At 70.4% G+C, this 14,779-nt stretch carries 13 protein-coding genes and 2 pseudogenes; 13 read left to right on the forward strand and 2 right to left on the reverse strand.

Annotated features, from left to right (window positions below; genetic code table 11):
• Nucleotides 1–45 precede the first annotated feature (45 nt).
• The 3 genes and pseudogenes from FRANCCI3_RS10465 to FRANCCI3_RS10475 form a co-directional block, all read left to right on the forward strand.
• Nucleotides 46–987: pseudogene (locus FRANCCI3_RS10465) on the forward strand (Wadjet anti-phage system protein JetD domain-containing protein); the annotation flags it as partial.
• Nucleotides 988–1,344: 357 nt separating this feature from the next.
• Nucleotides 1,345–2,181, forward strand: coding sequence for an IS5 family transposase (locus FRANCCI3_RS10470; RefSeq protein WP_011436503.1), 837 nt, complete (start codon nucleotides 1,345–1,347; stop codon nucleotides 2,179–2,181).
• 18 nt (nucleotides 2,182–2,199) lie between these two features.
• The gene (locus FRANCCI3_RS10475; RefSeq protein WP_011435558.1) at nucleotides 2,200–2,643 is read left to right on the forward strand and encodes a hypothetical protein; all 444 of its coding nucleotides are present in this window, start codon (nucleotides 2,200–2,202) and stop codon (nucleotides 2,641–2,643) included.
• Between the two features lie 443 nt (nucleotides 2,644–3,086).
• Here the strand turns inward: FRANCCI3_RS10475 and FRANCCI3_RS10480 are convergent, their stop codons facing one another.
• Nucleotides 3,087–3,983 carry a TetR/AcrR family transcriptional regulator gene (locus FRANCCI3_RS10480; RefSeq protein WP_023841846.1) on the reverse strand — a complete coding sequence of 299 codons (897 nt, stop codon included), beginning with the start codon at nucleotides 3,981–3,983 and terminating at the stop codon, nucleotides 3,087–3,089.
• 128 nt (nucleotides 3,984–4,111) lie between these two features.
• Between FRANCCI3_RS10480 and FRANCCI3_RS10485 the strand changes: the two genes are divergently transcribed.
• On the forward strand, nucleotides 4,112–4,579 hold the full coding sequence (locus FRANCCI3_RS10485) for a nuclear transport factor 2 family protein (RefSeq protein WP_011436505.1): 468 nt from the start codon (nucleotides 4,112–4,114) through the stop codon (nucleotides 4,577–4,579).
• A gap of 24 nt (nucleotides 4,580–4,603) precedes the next feature.
• Here FRANCCI3_RS10485 and FRANCCI3_RS10490 read toward each other — a convergent pair whose 3' ends face one another.
• Complete coding sequence (locus FRANCCI3_RS10490) at nucleotides 4,604–5,728, reverse strand: IS630 family transposase (protein WP_035958574.1); 1,125 nt, start codon at nucleotides 5,726–5,728, stop codon at nucleotides 4,604–4,606.
• Nucleotides 5,729–5,798: 70 nt separating this feature from the next.
• Here FRANCCI3_RS10490 and FRANCCI3_RS10495 point away from each other — a divergent pair, with 70 nt between their 5' ends.
• The 9 genes and pseudogenes from FRANCCI3_RS10495 to FRANCCI3_RS10530 all read left to right on the forward strand — a co-directional run bounded on the left by FRANCCI3_RS10495 (nucleotide 5,799) and on the right by FRANCCI3_RS10530 (nucleotide 14,769).
• On the forward strand, nucleotides 5,799–6,149 hold the full coding sequence (locus tag FRANCCI3_RS10495) for a hypothetical protein (RefSeq protein ID WP_011435470.1): 351 nt from the start codon (nucleotides 5,799–5,801) through the stop codon (nucleotides 6,147–6,149).
• Nucleotides 6,150–6,254: 105 nt separating this feature from the next.
• Nucleotides 6,255–7,730 carry an MDR family MFS transporter gene (locus FRANCCI3_RS10500; RefSeq protein WP_011436506.1) on the forward strand — a complete coding sequence of 492 codons (1,476 nt, stop codon included), beginning with the start codon at nucleotides 6,255–6,257 and terminating at the stop codon, nucleotides 7,728–7,730.
• Between the two features lie 651 nt (nucleotides 7,731–8,381).
• Entirely contained in the window at nucleotides 8,382–8,594 is a 213-nt protein-coding gene (locus FRANCCI3_RS27440) for a hypothetical protein (RefSeq protein ID WP_023841848.1), read from the forward strand.
• A 37-nt stretch (nucleotides 8,595–8,631) separates the two neighbouring features.
• On the forward strand, nucleotides 8,632–9,012 hold the full coding sequence (locus FRANCCI3_RS29025) for a DUF5372 family protein (RefSeq protein ID WP_160323744.1): 381 nt from the start codon (nucleotides 8,632–8,634) through the stop codon (nucleotides 9,010–9,012).
• On the forward strand, nucleotides 9,009–11,498 hold the full coding sequence (locus FRANCCI3_RS10510; RefSeq protein WP_011436508.1) for a recombinase family protein: 2,490 nt from the start codon (nucleotides 9,009–9,011) through the stop codon (nucleotides 11,496–11,498). The genes FRANCCI3_RS29025 and FRANCCI3_RS10510 overlap by 4 nt, the downstream gene beginning before the upstream one ends.
• Nucleotides 11,499–11,523: 25 nt before the next feature.
• A pseudogene (locus FRANCCI3_RS24460) lies at nucleotides 11,524–11,823 on the forward strand (integrase core domain-containing protein); the annotation flags it as partial.
• A 382-nt stretch (nucleotides 11,824–12,205) separates the two neighbouring features.
• On the forward strand, nucleotides 12,206–13,282 hold the full coding sequence (locus FRANCCI3_RS10520; RefSeq protein ID WP_011436510.1) for a beta-ketoacyl-ACP synthase III: 1,077 nt from the start codon (nucleotides 12,206–12,208) through the stop codon (nucleotides 13,280–13,282).
• Nucleotides 13,283–13,294: 12 nt separating this feature from the next.
• Nucleotides 13,295–13,534 (forward strand): acyl carrier protein, encoded by a 240-nt coding sequence (locus FRANCCI3_RS10525; RefSeq protein WP_011436511.1) that lies wholly within the window; start codon nucleotides 13,295–13,297, stop codon nucleotides 13,532–13,534.
• Entirely contained in the window at nucleotides 13,531–14,769 is a 1,239-nt protein-coding gene (locus tag FRANCCI3_RS10530; protein ID WP_011436512.1) for a beta-ketoacyl-[acyl-carrier-protein] synthase family protein, read from the forward strand. Before FRANCCI3_RS10525 ends, FRANCCI3_RS10530 begins: the two co-directional genes overlap by 4 nt.
• The last annotated feature ends 10 nt before the right edge of the window (nucleotides 14,770–14,779 follow it).

Raw genomic sequence — 14,779 nt, forward strand, 5'->3', positions numbered from 1 at the left:
ACGCCGCCCACGATCATGCCCCAACGGGATTTCCGAATACGTACCATCGCCGACACCCGAACCGGCATTGCACCACCGACCGTGGACATCAACCGTGCCCGCGTGCTCGCATCGGCGCTACGGTCCGCCAACGCGATCATCACCCCTGCCACCCTTCGGGCCGTCTACCGCCTCCAGGCCATCGACGTGGAGGTACTACTCAGTGCCGTGACCTGGCTACACCAGCACCCCAACGCTGGCAACTGGACTCTGCGGCAACTCCCGGTCCCCGGTATGCACACCAAATGGCTTGACACCCACGGCGCGCTGCTGCGCGATGTCGCGGGCCGCGATGTCCGACACGAAGTCAGACCCCGGCTGACCGTCATGCACCTGACATATGTCGATCCCGACCACGCCGCATCGGGCCGCCGCAGGCACGACGCCTGGACCACCGGTGACGTACATGACATCGCCTACCAGCCACGCGTGGTCCTCGTCGTCGAGAACCGCGACTCCCGCCTCTGGTTCCCGCCAGTCAGGGACACAATAGTGGTCGAGGGCGGCGGCAAAGCCGCAGCCACCCTGCTAGCAAACGTTCCCTGGATCCGCACCGCGGACCACATCGTCTACTGGGGCGACATCGACGCGGACGGGTACACGATCCTCGACCAGTTTCGCGCTGCGCTAGCCGAGCCCGCACCAGACGGCGCACCAGCGAAGCACGTCACCTCCATCCTCATGGGCGCCACAGACCTGCACCACTACGCTCAGCACGGTATTAACCACGACAAGGCGGGTCGTCCCATCCAGCCATCACCGACGACCCTGCCACACCTGACCGAAGCCGAGGCCACCGCGTACAACACCATCGCGACTGCGGGCCCCACCCCATTCCGCCGGATCGAGCAGGAAGTCATCCCCCTCACCCACGCAGCTGCCCGACTAATGCAGATCCTGAAAGGCGGGGGTCTGTCGCTGGCTTGCAGACCCGATCAGAAAGGATGAAACCGAACATGGAGATGGCGGCGCGCCTTGCGCCCGGCGGCGGGGCCGCTGGGCCGGCCGTGGTCGGAACGAGCGTCAACTCATCTACCGCACCGCCTTCGGCCTGACCAACGTCACCAACCAGCAACACCGCGCCCGCTACACCGCCTCCCGCACCACCCGCCCCGCTGGCTACACCAGCCAGGAACATCCTGAAGCTGCCCGGGACTGTAGGTGTCCCGCGTCAAGATCTTGGCTCAGGAATCCTGACCTGAGTGGGCGTTCTGCACGCTTTCGCCGGGCCTCAGCTTGAGTTGATCTCTGGGGTGCGGAGTTGATCGTCTTGCGTTCGCCGGCTGGCGCGTTCTGCTGGAAGACATGGCAGAACGCAAGCCGTACCCCAGTGACCTGTCCGATGAGGCGTGGGACCTGATCCGCCCGGTCCTCACCGCGTGGAAGGCCCGGCACCCCTCGGCCAGCGGGCACGAGGGCGGCTACGACATGCGGGAGATCGTGAACGCGGTCCTCTACCAGGCCCGGACCGGCTGCCAGTGGCGCTACCTGCCCCACGACCTGCCCCCGACGTCCGCGGTGTACTACTACTTCGGCCAGTGGCGCGACGACGGCACCACCGAGACGATCCACGACCTGCTGCGCTGGCTGGTCCGTGAGCACCACCGCAGGAAAGCCGACCCGAGCGCGGTCGTGCTGGACTCCCAGACCGTCCGGTCCTCCACCAACGCCCCGAAGGGCACGACCGGCCTGGACCCGGGAAAGAAAAGCCCGGGCCGTAAACGCGGGATCGCCGTCGACACGTTGGGACTGCTCATCGCCGTGGTCGTGGTCGCAGCCAGCGTGCACGACAACACCATCGGCACCGCCCTGCTGGACCGGGTCGCCGCCGCCGCCCCGCCGGTGCGCAAGGCGTGGGTGGACGCCGGGTTCAAGACCACCGTCGTCGAGCACGGCGCCGGTCTGGGCATCGATGTCGAGGTCGTCGGACGCGAGCCGGGAGCGCGGGGGTTCACCCCGCTCCCGAAGCGGTGGCGGGTTGAGCAGACCCTGGGCACGTTGATGCTGCGCCGGCGGCTGGCCCGGGACTACGAGGCGAAACCGGCCAGCGCGGTAGCGATGATCCACTGGTCGATGGTGGAGGTGATGGCCCGCCGGCTGACCGGGGCGGCCACCCCGACCTGGCGTGACCCGCCGGTCTGACCGGCGGGAGTGTCGGGAATGACGAGCGGAGTGCCGGTGCGGGAGGTGCTGGAACAGATCGAGGCTCGGCGGGCCCGCGCCGGGCGGGCCGTCGAGGAGCTGCGGGAGGAGATCGCCCGGCTCACCGGGCAGCTCGCCGCCGCTGAACGTGCCCTGGAACGGTTGGAGATCACCCGGGAGACGGTGCTGGACCTGGCCGCCGAGAACGACGCCGCACCGGCCGAGCCGCTGCCGCCGGGGTATCGGGAGGTGCTGGCCGTGTTCACCCGGGGCGGGAACGGGCTGCACGCCAAGGACGTGTGCCGGGCGCTGGGTGGCGGCACCGAGCCCCGGCATGTCGAGAGCATGCGGGCCCGGCTGAAACGGCTGGTAGAGCGGGGTGTTCTCACCGAGCCCGATCCCGGCCTGTTCGTCCTGCCCCAGCCCGACCCACCGGCCACCCCAGAGATCAACTCAAGCTGAGGCCCGACGAAAGCGTGCAGAACGCCCACTGAGAGCAGCGTGCGGGCCTGGGAGTAACCCGAGACCAGCCAGACCTCTCGACCGTCGTAGAGGCGGACCCGGTTGAGCGGGCCCTGCTCGGCGAGGCGTAGCACGCCTTCCGGAGGCGCGTATGGGCAGGTCCGCGCCTGTGGGAAGGGCGGCGCCTCGGCAGAGGATGTCGGTGTTTCGGTGTGTGTCATGGGACCTCGCAGACTCGGTCAGCCGACATCACCGGGAGCGCGGGCGGCCCAGTGGGGCGGCGCGTCCGCCCGTGGCTGGGGCTGGTCGGGCCCATGGCACGGCGGCGTGGACGACGAACCGGCAGGACCCGCTGATGTCGTGCGATGCCGCCTCATTCTTCGGCGGCGACGCAAAGCAGCGCCAAAGTCACCGGGCTCGGAACGCGCAGCCAGCCGCCCCCGTCAGGAAGTCTTTTCCTGCGGGCCGGTGGCGTGACGGCTTCGGACCGGGGCGTCGGCGGCGGCCGCGACGCTGACGGGTGCCGTGGCGATGGCGCGCCGGGCACTGGCTCGGTGCCGGTGGGCCTGCTGTCGGCAGGCGGCCCCGCAGTAGCGCGCGGGACGGCCGGTGGCCCGGGCGGAGATCGGCCGACCGCACAGCGCGCAACGCGCGGAGTCCCGGCTCTCCGTTTCGTTACGGTCGGCCGGAGGGTCTGGCTGTTTCGTTACGGCGGGGGGCGGCAGCGGCTCCAGGGTCTCGTCCGGCCGCAGCGCACCGGCGATGAGCGTCACGATGCGCCAGGAGAAGTCCGTCGTCTGGCGTTCCCGCGCGGTGACGGCGGCCCCCACCGCCAGGAGCCGGATCTCGGCGACGGTCATGTCGGTGCGCAGGGCGCCGACGGCCTTGGCCCGGCTGCTCAGGACATCCAACGCGGCGTCGAACGCCGCGGCGGACCGCTGATCGGGCGCGAAGCGTGGGTCGGAGGTGGAGTCGAACGCCTCGCAGAGCGCCTTGTTGATCACCGTCTGTTCCACCATTTGGTAGAAGAAGCGGAAGAAGGCGGCCCGTGGGTCCTCCGCCGTGGCGAGTGCTCTGGCCTGCAGGGTCAGGCGGCGCATCCCGGCGACGATGACGGTGCCGAACAGGTCCTCGCGGGTGGGGAAATGCCGGTAGACGGTTCCGACGCCGACACCGGCCCGCTTCGCGATCTGGTCGAACGACACCGACGTCCCCGCGCTGGCCAGCAGCTCGTCCGCGACCCGCAGCAGCAGCGTCCGGTTGCGTAGCGCGTCGGCCCGACGGGCCGGCGGAGCTCCTCCACCGGCCGCGCGGGCGGCCGCTGACGGTGTCGTTCGCATGCTCGTCCACCACCTCGTCGGTCGCCTTGACATCCGGAGAAACCTCGCTGTATGTTCCCCAAAACGGATAGATCTCTCCGGTTCTTCCTACAGCCTACCTGCTGATTTTCTTCCCAAGGAGGAGTTTCGTGCCCGAGACGACGGAGTACGCGGCTGCCACCACTCATGAGGTGATCGAGCGGCTCGCGAACGCGATGGAGACCGGCCGCAAGGACATCTTCATTGCCCAGTTCGCCGAGGACGCGGTCTACGAGACGCCGTTCGTGCTCGCCGGGCAGCAGTCGCGGTGGGAGGGCTTCGCCGCGGTCAGCGAGCACCTGAACGCGGACAACCCGACGCGCAGCCTGCTCGCGTTCGACAAGGTCTCCGTGGTCATCCACCTGGGCGCCGACGGTGAGGAGGCGACCGCGCAGTTTCTCGTCGACGGCCGGGTGCTCGCGACCAACGAGTCGTTCCACCTGCCGTCGTCCATCGGCATCATCCGCGTTCGTCACGGCAAGATCGTCCACTACACGGATTACACGAACGTGCTGCGTGGCGCCCAGGTCGCGGGTGTGCTCAAGCAGTTCGGCGCCTCGCTCGAGGCGCTCGGCTAGTGGTCGTCGCTGCAAGTTCGCCGGTTATGCGGCGAGGGCGAGGCCGCTGGCGGTCTTGAGGAGATCGGCGCGGGTGTACTTCCAGTCGAACGGGGCCGCGGTCTGGTTGTAGAGGTCCTGGAAGCCCATGACCCGGTCGCCGAGTGCGTCGAGGTCGGCGAAGTCCCCGCGTTCGATGGCCTTGCGCTGCAGGATCGAGAAGTAGATCTCCACCTGGTTCAACCAGGAGGCGTGGACCGGGAGGTGGACGAGCGTCGCGGTCGGATGGGCCGCGCTCATCCGGCGGATCGAGGTCTGGCCGTTGTGGGAGGAGCCGTTGTCGACGACCCAGAACACCCTGCGTGCCGAGGCGTAGGGCTCGGCCGTCATGACCTGGTCGACGAGCCGGTGAAACGGGGCGATGCCGGTGGTCGGCTCGATCCGGCCGATGACGTGGGCATGGTGGACGTCGTAGGCGGCGAAGTAGGCCAGGGTGCCGCCGCGTTGGTACTCGAACTCGACGCGCGGTCCGTGACGGGCCTGGGCGGGCGCGGTCGGGTGGCAGCGGCGCAGTGCCTGCAGTTGGGACTTCTCATCGGCTGAGATCACATAGTCGTTCTCGCCGAGTGGTGCACCGTCCCAGATCCGAGCGTAGAGATCGAGGACCCGGGAGGCCTTCGCGACGAACGCCGGATCCCTGGGGAAGATCCACGAGCGGTGCTGCCAGGGGCGGATCGCATCCCGGGCCAGCCAGCGTCCGACCGACGACGCTGACACGCCCGCCACGATGCCCTCCCGGGCCGCGTGGCGGGCGAGTTCGGCGTTCGACCAGCGTTCCAGCGGCGCACCGACGTCCGCGGGCCGGGTGCACGCCAACGCCTTGACCTCGGCGACCTGCACCGCGGTGAACCGGGCCGGCCGACCCGAACGGGGCCGGTCCACCAGCCCGGCGAGCCCTTCACGGGCGAACCGGCCCCGCCACTTGCCCACGGTGTCCTCGCAGACACCGAGATCGGTGGCGATCGTCGTGTTGCTCGCACCGTCGGCGGCGGCGAGCACGATCGCCGCGCGCAGCCAGTCACGGCGCGGCACCGTCAACGAACGGGCACGGCCCGCCAGAACGGCACGGACGTCGCAGGTCAGGGTGATCGCGGTGGCACGGCGGGACACCCTCCCGGTCCTACCGGGCCAGCCACGCCCCCAAGGCACACCACGATCAACCCCCGGCCACAATCAGACCGTGGCGGGTATCCCGGAATCGACGAAGATCTCCTTGCGGCAGCGTCTCGTCGCGCATGCCGCCACGAACTGGCCCGGGATCAGCGTGTCCACCCGCTACCGGGGTCGGTTCGCCTACGTCACCGCGACCGATCCCGACGGCGACGACCAGCCCCTGTGCCGGCTCCGCTACGGCGGCTACGCCAACCAGTGGGGCTTCGCGATCTGGCGCGCCAGCCACGACGACTACGCCGACTCCGTCCTGGCCGACGGCTCACCGACCGGCACCGCCGAAGCAGCCCTCGACCTCGCCGCCGGCCTCTACCTACCCGCCACCACCCATCACCGACGAACTAACGGCGGCGACCACTAGCCGCTGCGCGCGGGAGCAGCAGGACGGCGCGGCCCGGCGGGGCCAGCCCCGCCGGGCCGCGCCGGCGACCGACCGGGCTCGAGCAGACCGAGGAGTGACGTCGCCGTGAGTACCGTGAGTACGCCCGCAGCGGTAGCGGACGAATCCGACCGGCTGGATCCGGCGCTGCGCAGGCTGATCGCCGTGCTGATCATCGGTGCGATGGCGCCGCTGCTGGACACCACGATCGTCAACGTCGCGCTGAACACCATCGTGCACGACCTGCACACCACGGTCTCCGCCGTCCAGTGGGTCAGCACGAGCTACCTGCTCGCCATGGGGATGTCGATCCCGCTGGCGGGATGGGCCGTCGCCCGCTTCGGCGGCAGGCAGACCTGGATGATGTCGCTCGTCCTGTTCCTGGTCGGCTCGGCGCTGGCCGGGGTGGCGTGGAACATCGGCAGCCTGATCGCCTTCCGGGTGGTCCAGGGCACCGCGAGCGGCATGGTGCTGCCGGTGCTGCAGACGCTGCTTCTGCAGGCGGCTGGCGGGCGCCGCACCGGGCGGCTGATGTCCGCGGTGAGCATGCCCGCCGTGATCGCGCCCATACTTGGGCCGGTGCTCGGCGGTCTGATCGTCGGCAACACCACCTGGCGGTGGATCTTCCTGATCAACATTCCCGTCTGCCTGGTCGGTATGTTGCTCGCCTGGCGGGGTCTCGAACCCACCAGCGCGCGGCCCGGTGACCCTCTGGACGCGGTGGGCCTGGCCCTGCTCTCGCCCGGCATCGCGGGCATCCTGCTGGCCCTGTCCCAGTTCAGCAGCCGCCGCGAGTTCGGCCTTCCGGTGATCATCCCGCTCGTTCTCGGGCTGGCGTTGCTCGTCGCGTTCGTCGTGCACGTGCTGCGCGGGCGCGTCGCCAACCCGATCATCGACGTCCGGCTCTTCCAGGTGCGTGCCTTCAGCGCCGCCTGCGCCCTGCTGTTCCTGTCGGGCCTGTCGCTGTTCGGTGGAACGCTGCTGGTTCCCCTCTTCCTCCAGCAGGCCCGCGGCTACTCCGCGCTGTCGGCGGGCCTGCTCCTAGTGGCTCAGGGGGTGGGGGCGATGCTCGCCCGGAGCACGGTGGGCAAACTGGCCGACCGCACGGGCTCGAGACCTCTTGTGCTGGTCGGCATCGTCCTGATCGCGCTGCCGATCATCGGCTTCACTCAGGTCGGCAGCCACACCCAGGTGCTGTTCATGGCCGCCTTCCTGCTGGTCTTCGGCTGCGGTATCAGCACGGTGAGCATCGCGGTGATGACCTCGGCCTTCCAGGGGCTGGACCGCGCGCAGGTCCCGCACGCGAGCGGGGCCACCCGAATCGTGCTCCAGGTCGGCGGCTCGTTCGGCGCGTCGATCGTCTCGCTCATCCTCGCCCGACAGATCGCCACGCACGGCGGGGGAGGCCAGACCGGCCTGATCACCGCGTTCAGTCACACGTTCTGGTGGGCGGCCGGGTTCGCCCTGATAGCGCTGATCCCCGCGGCGTTCCTCCCTGGGCGCGGGCATCAGCTCGCGCCGGCCGTCCCGAAACAGCCGCGGGGGGAGGATGCGCGCCACTGACCCGGTGCTCTTCCTCGGCAGCGACCAGCCCCGGGTGGACGATCTCTCGTCCGCCCAGGGCTGTCGTCGTGGTGCGCCCGGCATGGGCAGTCGTTTGGAGGTGGAAGTCCTCTGGGGGATGCGGCGGTGCCAACCCTGAGCTGGAGGCAACGGCGTCATCGTGAGGTGGGGGCGGGAGGAAGCCCGAGGCGAGACCCCTGCACCGAGGGACACGAACCGCGTAGGAGGCGTTTCGGTCGGGTGAGCCAGCACGCGATGGTGAAGCCCGTCACCGCCAAGAAGGCCGGGGCGTAAACGCGGGCGTAGGGGGACAGCGGCTGTTCTTATCCGGGGAGGTCTGCCCGCACCGTGATCCGTGCGTCCGCGCGTAGCACACATGGGGCCTGCGTGGACTGTGGCAGAAGTCAGCAGTGGCCGTAGTACCAGCCGGGATCTTGTGGGTGGCTGGGAAGGGCCGAACGTTGGGATGAGCGGACGAGGGAGTGTTGCTCGCGCCAGTCGCGGGGATCGCCGCCCCCCGATCCAGGGGCCGTTGTGGGAGGAGACGGTGCATCCGTCGGAGACCACGGTGGGCGTAGCTACGGGTCGGCGCGCATTGGCGAGTCCGTTTCCGGGCCGGCAGGTGGCCTGTGGTCACGGGAGAACCTGTCGGTGGCGTTGCGGCGTGTCGAGGCCAATCGTGGCGCGCCGGGGGTGGACGGGATGACCACGGCCGAGTTGCGGCCGTGGCTGGTTGTTCACTGGCCGGTGGTGCGGGAGGCGTTGGACGCGGGGAGTTACCGACCTGCGCCGGTCCGCCAGGTGATGATCCCGAAGCCTGGGGGCGGTCAGCGGATGCTGGGAGTTCCGACGGTCAGGGCATAGTGCTGAATTGCCCAGGCCGTCTTTGGGTTTTCTAACGGTGACCCATCCGTTTCACGCGTTTGCTGGCCGGCGTCTGGAGATTTTGTATGTCAAGCGCCGGGGTGGTGGGCTGGTGTTTGTCTGCGTGCGTGATGTGAGCCGGACGGTGACGTTGCCGCAGGCGTGGACGGATCGTGGGGAGGCCCCGATGACCCTACGGCTGTCGGTGGAGCAGCTGGGTGCTGCACGGGCGCTGGCCGATGCCCTGCTGCGCCGGGGTGAGCGCGTCGGGGCGGGGCAGGGGGAGGACAGCGGGGAGGTGGCGTGCGAGGCCCCGGCGGGGCCGGGATCGAGGGGCCATGGCGGGGCTGGGGGTGTGGCGCGAGCAGGTGATGGTGCTGGCGAACATGGTCGAGGCGGTGCTGGAGGGTCGCTGTGAACGGGCTGTCGAAGATCACCGCGTCGCATCGGTCCCGGGTGGCGGTGGTCTACCTGCGGCAGTCGACGCTGGTGCAGGTGCGGGACAACACCGCCTCCACGGTGCGGCAGTACGGCCTGGTGGACACGGCCGTGGAGCTGGGCTGGGACCGCGAGAACGTGCGGGTGATCGACGCGGACCTGGGGGTGTCGGGGACGTTCGGTGCCGACCGCGAGGGCTTCCGCGACCTGGTGGCCCAGGTGTGTCTGGGCGAGATCGGGGCGATCTTCGGGTTGGAGGTGTCCCGGCTGGCCCGCTCGTCGGCGGACTTCGCCCGCCTGCTGGAGTTGGCCCGTCTGACGGATGCGCTGCTGGTGGACGCCGACGGTGTCTACGATCTCGCGGACATCAACGACCGCCTCCTGCTCGGGCTGAAGGGCAGTATGTCCGAGTGTGAGCTGCACCTGCTGACGGGCCGGCTGCAGGGCGCGAAACGGGCCGCGGCCGAACGCGGCGAGCTGCGTTTCCCGCTGCCGGTCGGCTACGTCTACGACGACGAGGGTGTCTGCGTGATCGACCCGGATCAGGAGGTGCAGGGGGCCATCCGGGACGTCTTCGCCGCGTTCGCCGCGGGCGGCTCGGCGTTCCAGGTGGTGGCCGCGTTCGTTCGGCGGCGGTTCCCGCTGCGGGCCTATGGGGGGATCTGGGCCGGGCAGTTGCGATGGGGCCGGCTGACGCACTCCCGGGCGCTGGGGGTGCTGTCCAACCCGTGCTATGCGGGCACCTACGTCTACGGCCGGTACGCCACCTGCCGGACGGTGCGCCCGGACGGCACCGTGCACACCGGGGTGCGGCTGCGCCCGCGCGAGCAGTGGCCCGTGGTGCGCCACGGCCACCACGAGAGCTACATCAGCTGGGAGGAGTATGTGGCCATCGAGGCGAGGCTTTCGGCCAACTGCACCCACCAGGGGGCCCGCCCGGCGCGGGAGGGCCTGGCCCTGTGCCAGGGGATCATGTTCTGCGGGTCGTGCGGGCGGCCGATGACCACCCGCTACTACCCACAGGGGCGGGCGGCCTACGGCTGCTCGTCGTCGCGCGCCGACCACGAGGCCACGCCCACCTGCCGGTCGATCCGCGCCGACGTCGTCGACGACGCGGTGGCCGGCCTGCTACTGGCCACGGTGTCGCCGGGGCAGATCGAACAAGCCCTGGCCGCCGCGGACGAGGTCACCTCCCGGCACACCCGCGCCCACCGCGCGGCCGAGCTGGCCGTGGAACGCGCCCGCTACGACGCCGACCGCGCCGAGCGGGCGTTGGGCGCGGTGGAGCCGGAGAACCGGCTGGTCGCCCGCACCCTGGAGACCCGCTGGGAAGCCAGACTGTCCGCCTTGGCCGAAGCCGAGGCCGCCCTGGCCGCTGTCCGGGAGCGCAGGCCGGCGCTGCCGGACCGGGACGGCCTGCGCGCACTGGCCGCGGACCTGCCCGGACTCTGGCACAACCCGCACACCCGGGACCGGGACCGCAAGCGGCTGCTGCGCACCCTCATCTCGGACGTCACCCTGCTGCCCGAGACCGACCGGGCCCGCGCCCGGCTTGGGGTGCGCTGGCACACCGGCGCCACCGACGAACTCGCCCTGCGCAGACCGGCCACCTCGCCACAGGTGCGCAGGACCCCGGCCCCGGCCCGCCAGCTGATCGCCCGGCTCGGCCCGGACCATTCCGACGCCGAGATCGTCACCGCACTCGCCGACGCCGGGCTGACCACCGCAACCGGCCGTCCCTACGACGAAGCGGCCGTCGCCTGGGTCCGCCACGCCTTCCACATCCCCGGCCGGTGTCCGTTCCGGGACGGGGAGATCTCCGTCGACCAGGTCGCGGCGACCCTCGGGATCACCGCCAACGCCGTCTACTACTGGCTCACCCACGACCGGCTGGCCGGCCGCAAGGATCTCTCCGGACGCTGGTGCATCCCCTGGAACGCCCAGGTCGAGGCCGCCTGTCGCCGCCAGATCGACGCCTCCGGCCACCTCATCCCCCGCACCCCCGGCCCCCGTGAGGTCCTGCCCGGCGACGTCACCGTCCACGAGGCCGCCACCCGGCTCGGCGTGCCCGACGACGTCGTCTACTACCGCATCCGTATCGGCCAGCTGACCGCGCGGCGCACCCCGAGCGGGTGCCTGAGCCTCCCGTGGAACCCGCAGGCCGAGGCCGCCTGCCGCACGCGGATCGCACATCCCGGATCCGGCCCGACCGGCCCGGGCAGCCGGCCCCTCCCGCACGCCGCCACCGCACACGGAGACATCAGCGTCCAGCAGGCCGCCACCAGGCTCGGTATCCCCACCGCGCAGGTCTACTACTGGATCCGCCGCGGCTACCTGACCGCCTACCGCCTCAACGCTGGCCGGGTCGCCATCCCCTGGAACGACCAGGTGGAAACCGCCTGCCTCCACCGCGCCGCCCGCACCGTGAAAGTCAACTCCACAACCCAAACGATCACAGCGAGATGAACAGTATGAAGGCACCACGTTCACCGACGCCGGCATCACCACCGTCAAGATCCCACCCCGAACCCTGCGGGCGAACGCCTACGCGGAACGGTTCATCCGCACGGTCCGGACCGAGGTCACCGACCGGATGCTGATCTTCGGTGAGCGGCACCTTCGCGTTGCCCTGGCCGAGTACGCACGGAACTACAACAGACGACGACCCCATCGTGGCCGCGACCTTCAACCACCACAGCCCGATCACCCCGTCGCGGACCTGACCCAGGAACGGATCAAGCGCCGGCCCGTCCTCGGCGGCTTGATCAACGAATATGAACGAGCCGCCTAAAACCCCCGGTCAACGCGGGTGCCCGAGTTTTGACACCCCGACGTGGTCCTGAACCATCCGCGAGAATTGCTTCTTTACACGCGGGCTGACCGTAGCACTCCGCTGCGGGAGTCGAGGCGAAATTCTGCATAATACCCCGCATTGATGGCCGCAAGGAGTCCGTCAGTGGGATGAAAGATCGCGCGGCTAACGTCGTCGCTGTCCACAGTGCCTGGTCGGGCGTGCCGCATCCGGCGCCGCGAGGCCATGCGCGACGACTACATCCTCTCCGCTGGAAGGGGAAATCGGCAATGACGGTAATGACCACACGGACCGGTGTCGAACAGGATTTCGGCCGACTTTCGACGCGAGAAGGTGCCGGTACGACACGCGGGATCCTACCTTGACGGCCCGCGCCGCGGTGCTGTCCGGGCTGGGCGGTTGGGTGCCGCCCCGGCTGGTGACCAACGACCAGCTCGCCGAGGAACTGGACACGACCGATGAATGGATCAGGACGCGAACCGGAATCCGCCAGCGGTTCGTCGTCGACGCGGGCATGGCAACGTCGGGTATCGCGATCGAGGCGGGGCGGCGCGCGCTGAGGTCCGCCGACCGGTCGAGGGTGGACCTGGTGGTGCTGGCGACCAGCACGCCGGATCACCCCTGTCCGGCGACGGCTCCCGAAGTCGCCAGCAGGCTCGGGCTCGGGGAGGCACCGGCCTTCGACATCGCGGCGGTGTGCAGTGGTTTCGTCTACGCGCTGGCCACGTCCGCGACGATGATCGCAAGCGGATCGGTCGACACCGCGTTGGTCATCGGGGCCGACTCGTTCTCCACCATCCTCAACCCGCGGGACCGCACCACCAGGGCGATCTTCGGTGACGGTGCCGGCGCCGTCGTCCTGCGGGCCGGCGAGGCCGGTGAGCGGGGTGCGATCCTCGGATTCGACCTCGGGAGCGACGGTTCCCAGGCCGACCTCATCACGGTGCCGGCCGGTGGCTCCGAGCAGCGCTCGATGGGGCTGCTCGCGCCGGAGGACGACTACTTCTTCGACATGCAGGGGCGCTCCGTCTTCCGCAACGCCGTGATCCGGATGAGCGAGTCCGCGGGGAAGGTGGCCGAGCGCGTCGGCTGGTCGGTCGGCGAGATCGACCGTGTCATCGCGCATCAGGCGAACGTCCGCATCCTGCACGCCGTCGCACTCGAGCTCGGGATTCCCGTGGAACGGCTGGTGGTGAACCTCGACCGGGTCGCGAACACGGTTGCGGCGTCCATCCCACTCGCCCTGGTCGACGGCGTCGTCTCCGGTCACCTGCAACCGGATGACCAGGTCATGCTCTGCGGATTCGGTGGCGGCCTCACCTGGGGAGCCGCGGGGCTGACGCTCCCGTCCCTGTCCGTCGAGCCGCTGCCCGGGCTCCCGCTCCCGACTCGTCCGCCCCTTCCCGCCGCGCTGCCCGTACCGGCTGCGGCCCGCTGATCGGAGAACATCATGAACGCGCTGGAAGGAACGCTCACCGACCTGCTCGTGTCCCGGCTCGGTGTCGTCGCCGAGGGCGTCACGCCCGACAGCACCTACGAGCAGCTGATGCTCGACTCTCTCGGTCTGATCGAGTTCCTCCTGATCATCAGGAAGGAGCTCGGGGTGTCGCTCGACGACGACGCCCTGCAGACCGGCACCACCCTGGCCGAGACCGCCAGGCTGGTCGAGGCGAAGGGGAGCCGGGTGTGACCGGTTCCTCGCCGGCCCGGTTCGACGCCGCGATCACCGGTCTGGGCCTGGTCAGCGCCGCCGGCATCGGGACGGACGCCACCTGGGAGCGGGTGTGTTCCGGGGTGTCCACGGCGGCGCGGGACCCGGCCCTGGCCGGTCTCCCGGTCGACTTCTCCTGCCGGGTGCCGGACTTCGACGGGACGAAGCTGCTGGGCCGAGCCATGGCCTGGCGGCTCGACCGGTTCGTCCAGCTTGCGATCGTGGCCGCTCGCCAGGCGATCGCCGATGCCCGGCTGGACCCGGGGACGTGGGACGGCGCGCGCGTCGGCGTGGTGATCGGCAACTCGCTTGGCGGCACCGACACCTGGGAACGGCAGCACCGCTCTCTCGTCGAAGGCGCGCCGGAGGACGTCTCGCCGTTGATGATCCCTATGGGGATGGCGAACATGGTCGCGGGCTGCGTGGCGATCGACTGCCAGGCGCTCGGCCCAAGTCTGGTCACGGCGACGGCCTGTGCGTCCGGCTCCACCGCCGTAGGTCTCGCCCGGGACCTGCTGCGGTCCGACACCTGCGACGTCGTGATAGCCGGCGGTGCCGAGTCGGCCCTGTCCGCGGGTGCGATCACCGGCCTGCAGCGGATGGGCGCGCTGTCGGCCCGGCGTGACGACCCGGCCGCCGCGTCGCGCCCGTTCGACGTGGCCCGGGACGGGTTCGTCGCCGGTGAGGGCGCTGGGATCCTCGTTCTTGAGCGGCCCGCCGACGCCCGCGCCCGCGGGGCCGACGTCCACGCCCTGGTCAGCGGATTTGGAGCCTCGTCGGACGCGTACCACGCGACTGCGCCTGATCCGGCCGGGGCGGGCATCGAGCGGGCGGTGCGGGCGGCTCTGCGAGACGCGGGGATCGCCGGCGACGACGTCGACCATGTCAACGCGCACGGCACGTCGACGCCGCTCAACGACGTCACCGAGGCCAGGGCGCTGCGCCGGACCCTCGGCGAGCGTCCCCTGGTGACGTCGACCAAGGGGGTGACTGGCCACGCCCTGGCCGCAGCCGGCTCCATCGAGGCCGGTCTCACCGCGTTGGCGCTGCGCCACGGCGCCGTCCCGCCGACGGCGAATCTCACCGACCTGGATCCCGCGGTCGACCTGACGGTCGTCGCCGGCACGGCGACGACCGCGTCCCTCGATGTGGCGCTGAGCACCTCGCTGGGATTCGGCGGTCACAACGCGGCGCTGGTGCTCCTCGCCGCCTGAGTCCGAAAGG

Origin of the sequence: Frankia casuarinae (genome assembly GCF_000013345.1) — a bacterium.
Taxonomy (GTDB): domain Bacteria; phylum Actinomycetota; class Actinomycetes; order Frankiales; family Frankiaceae; genus Frankia; species Frankia casuarinae.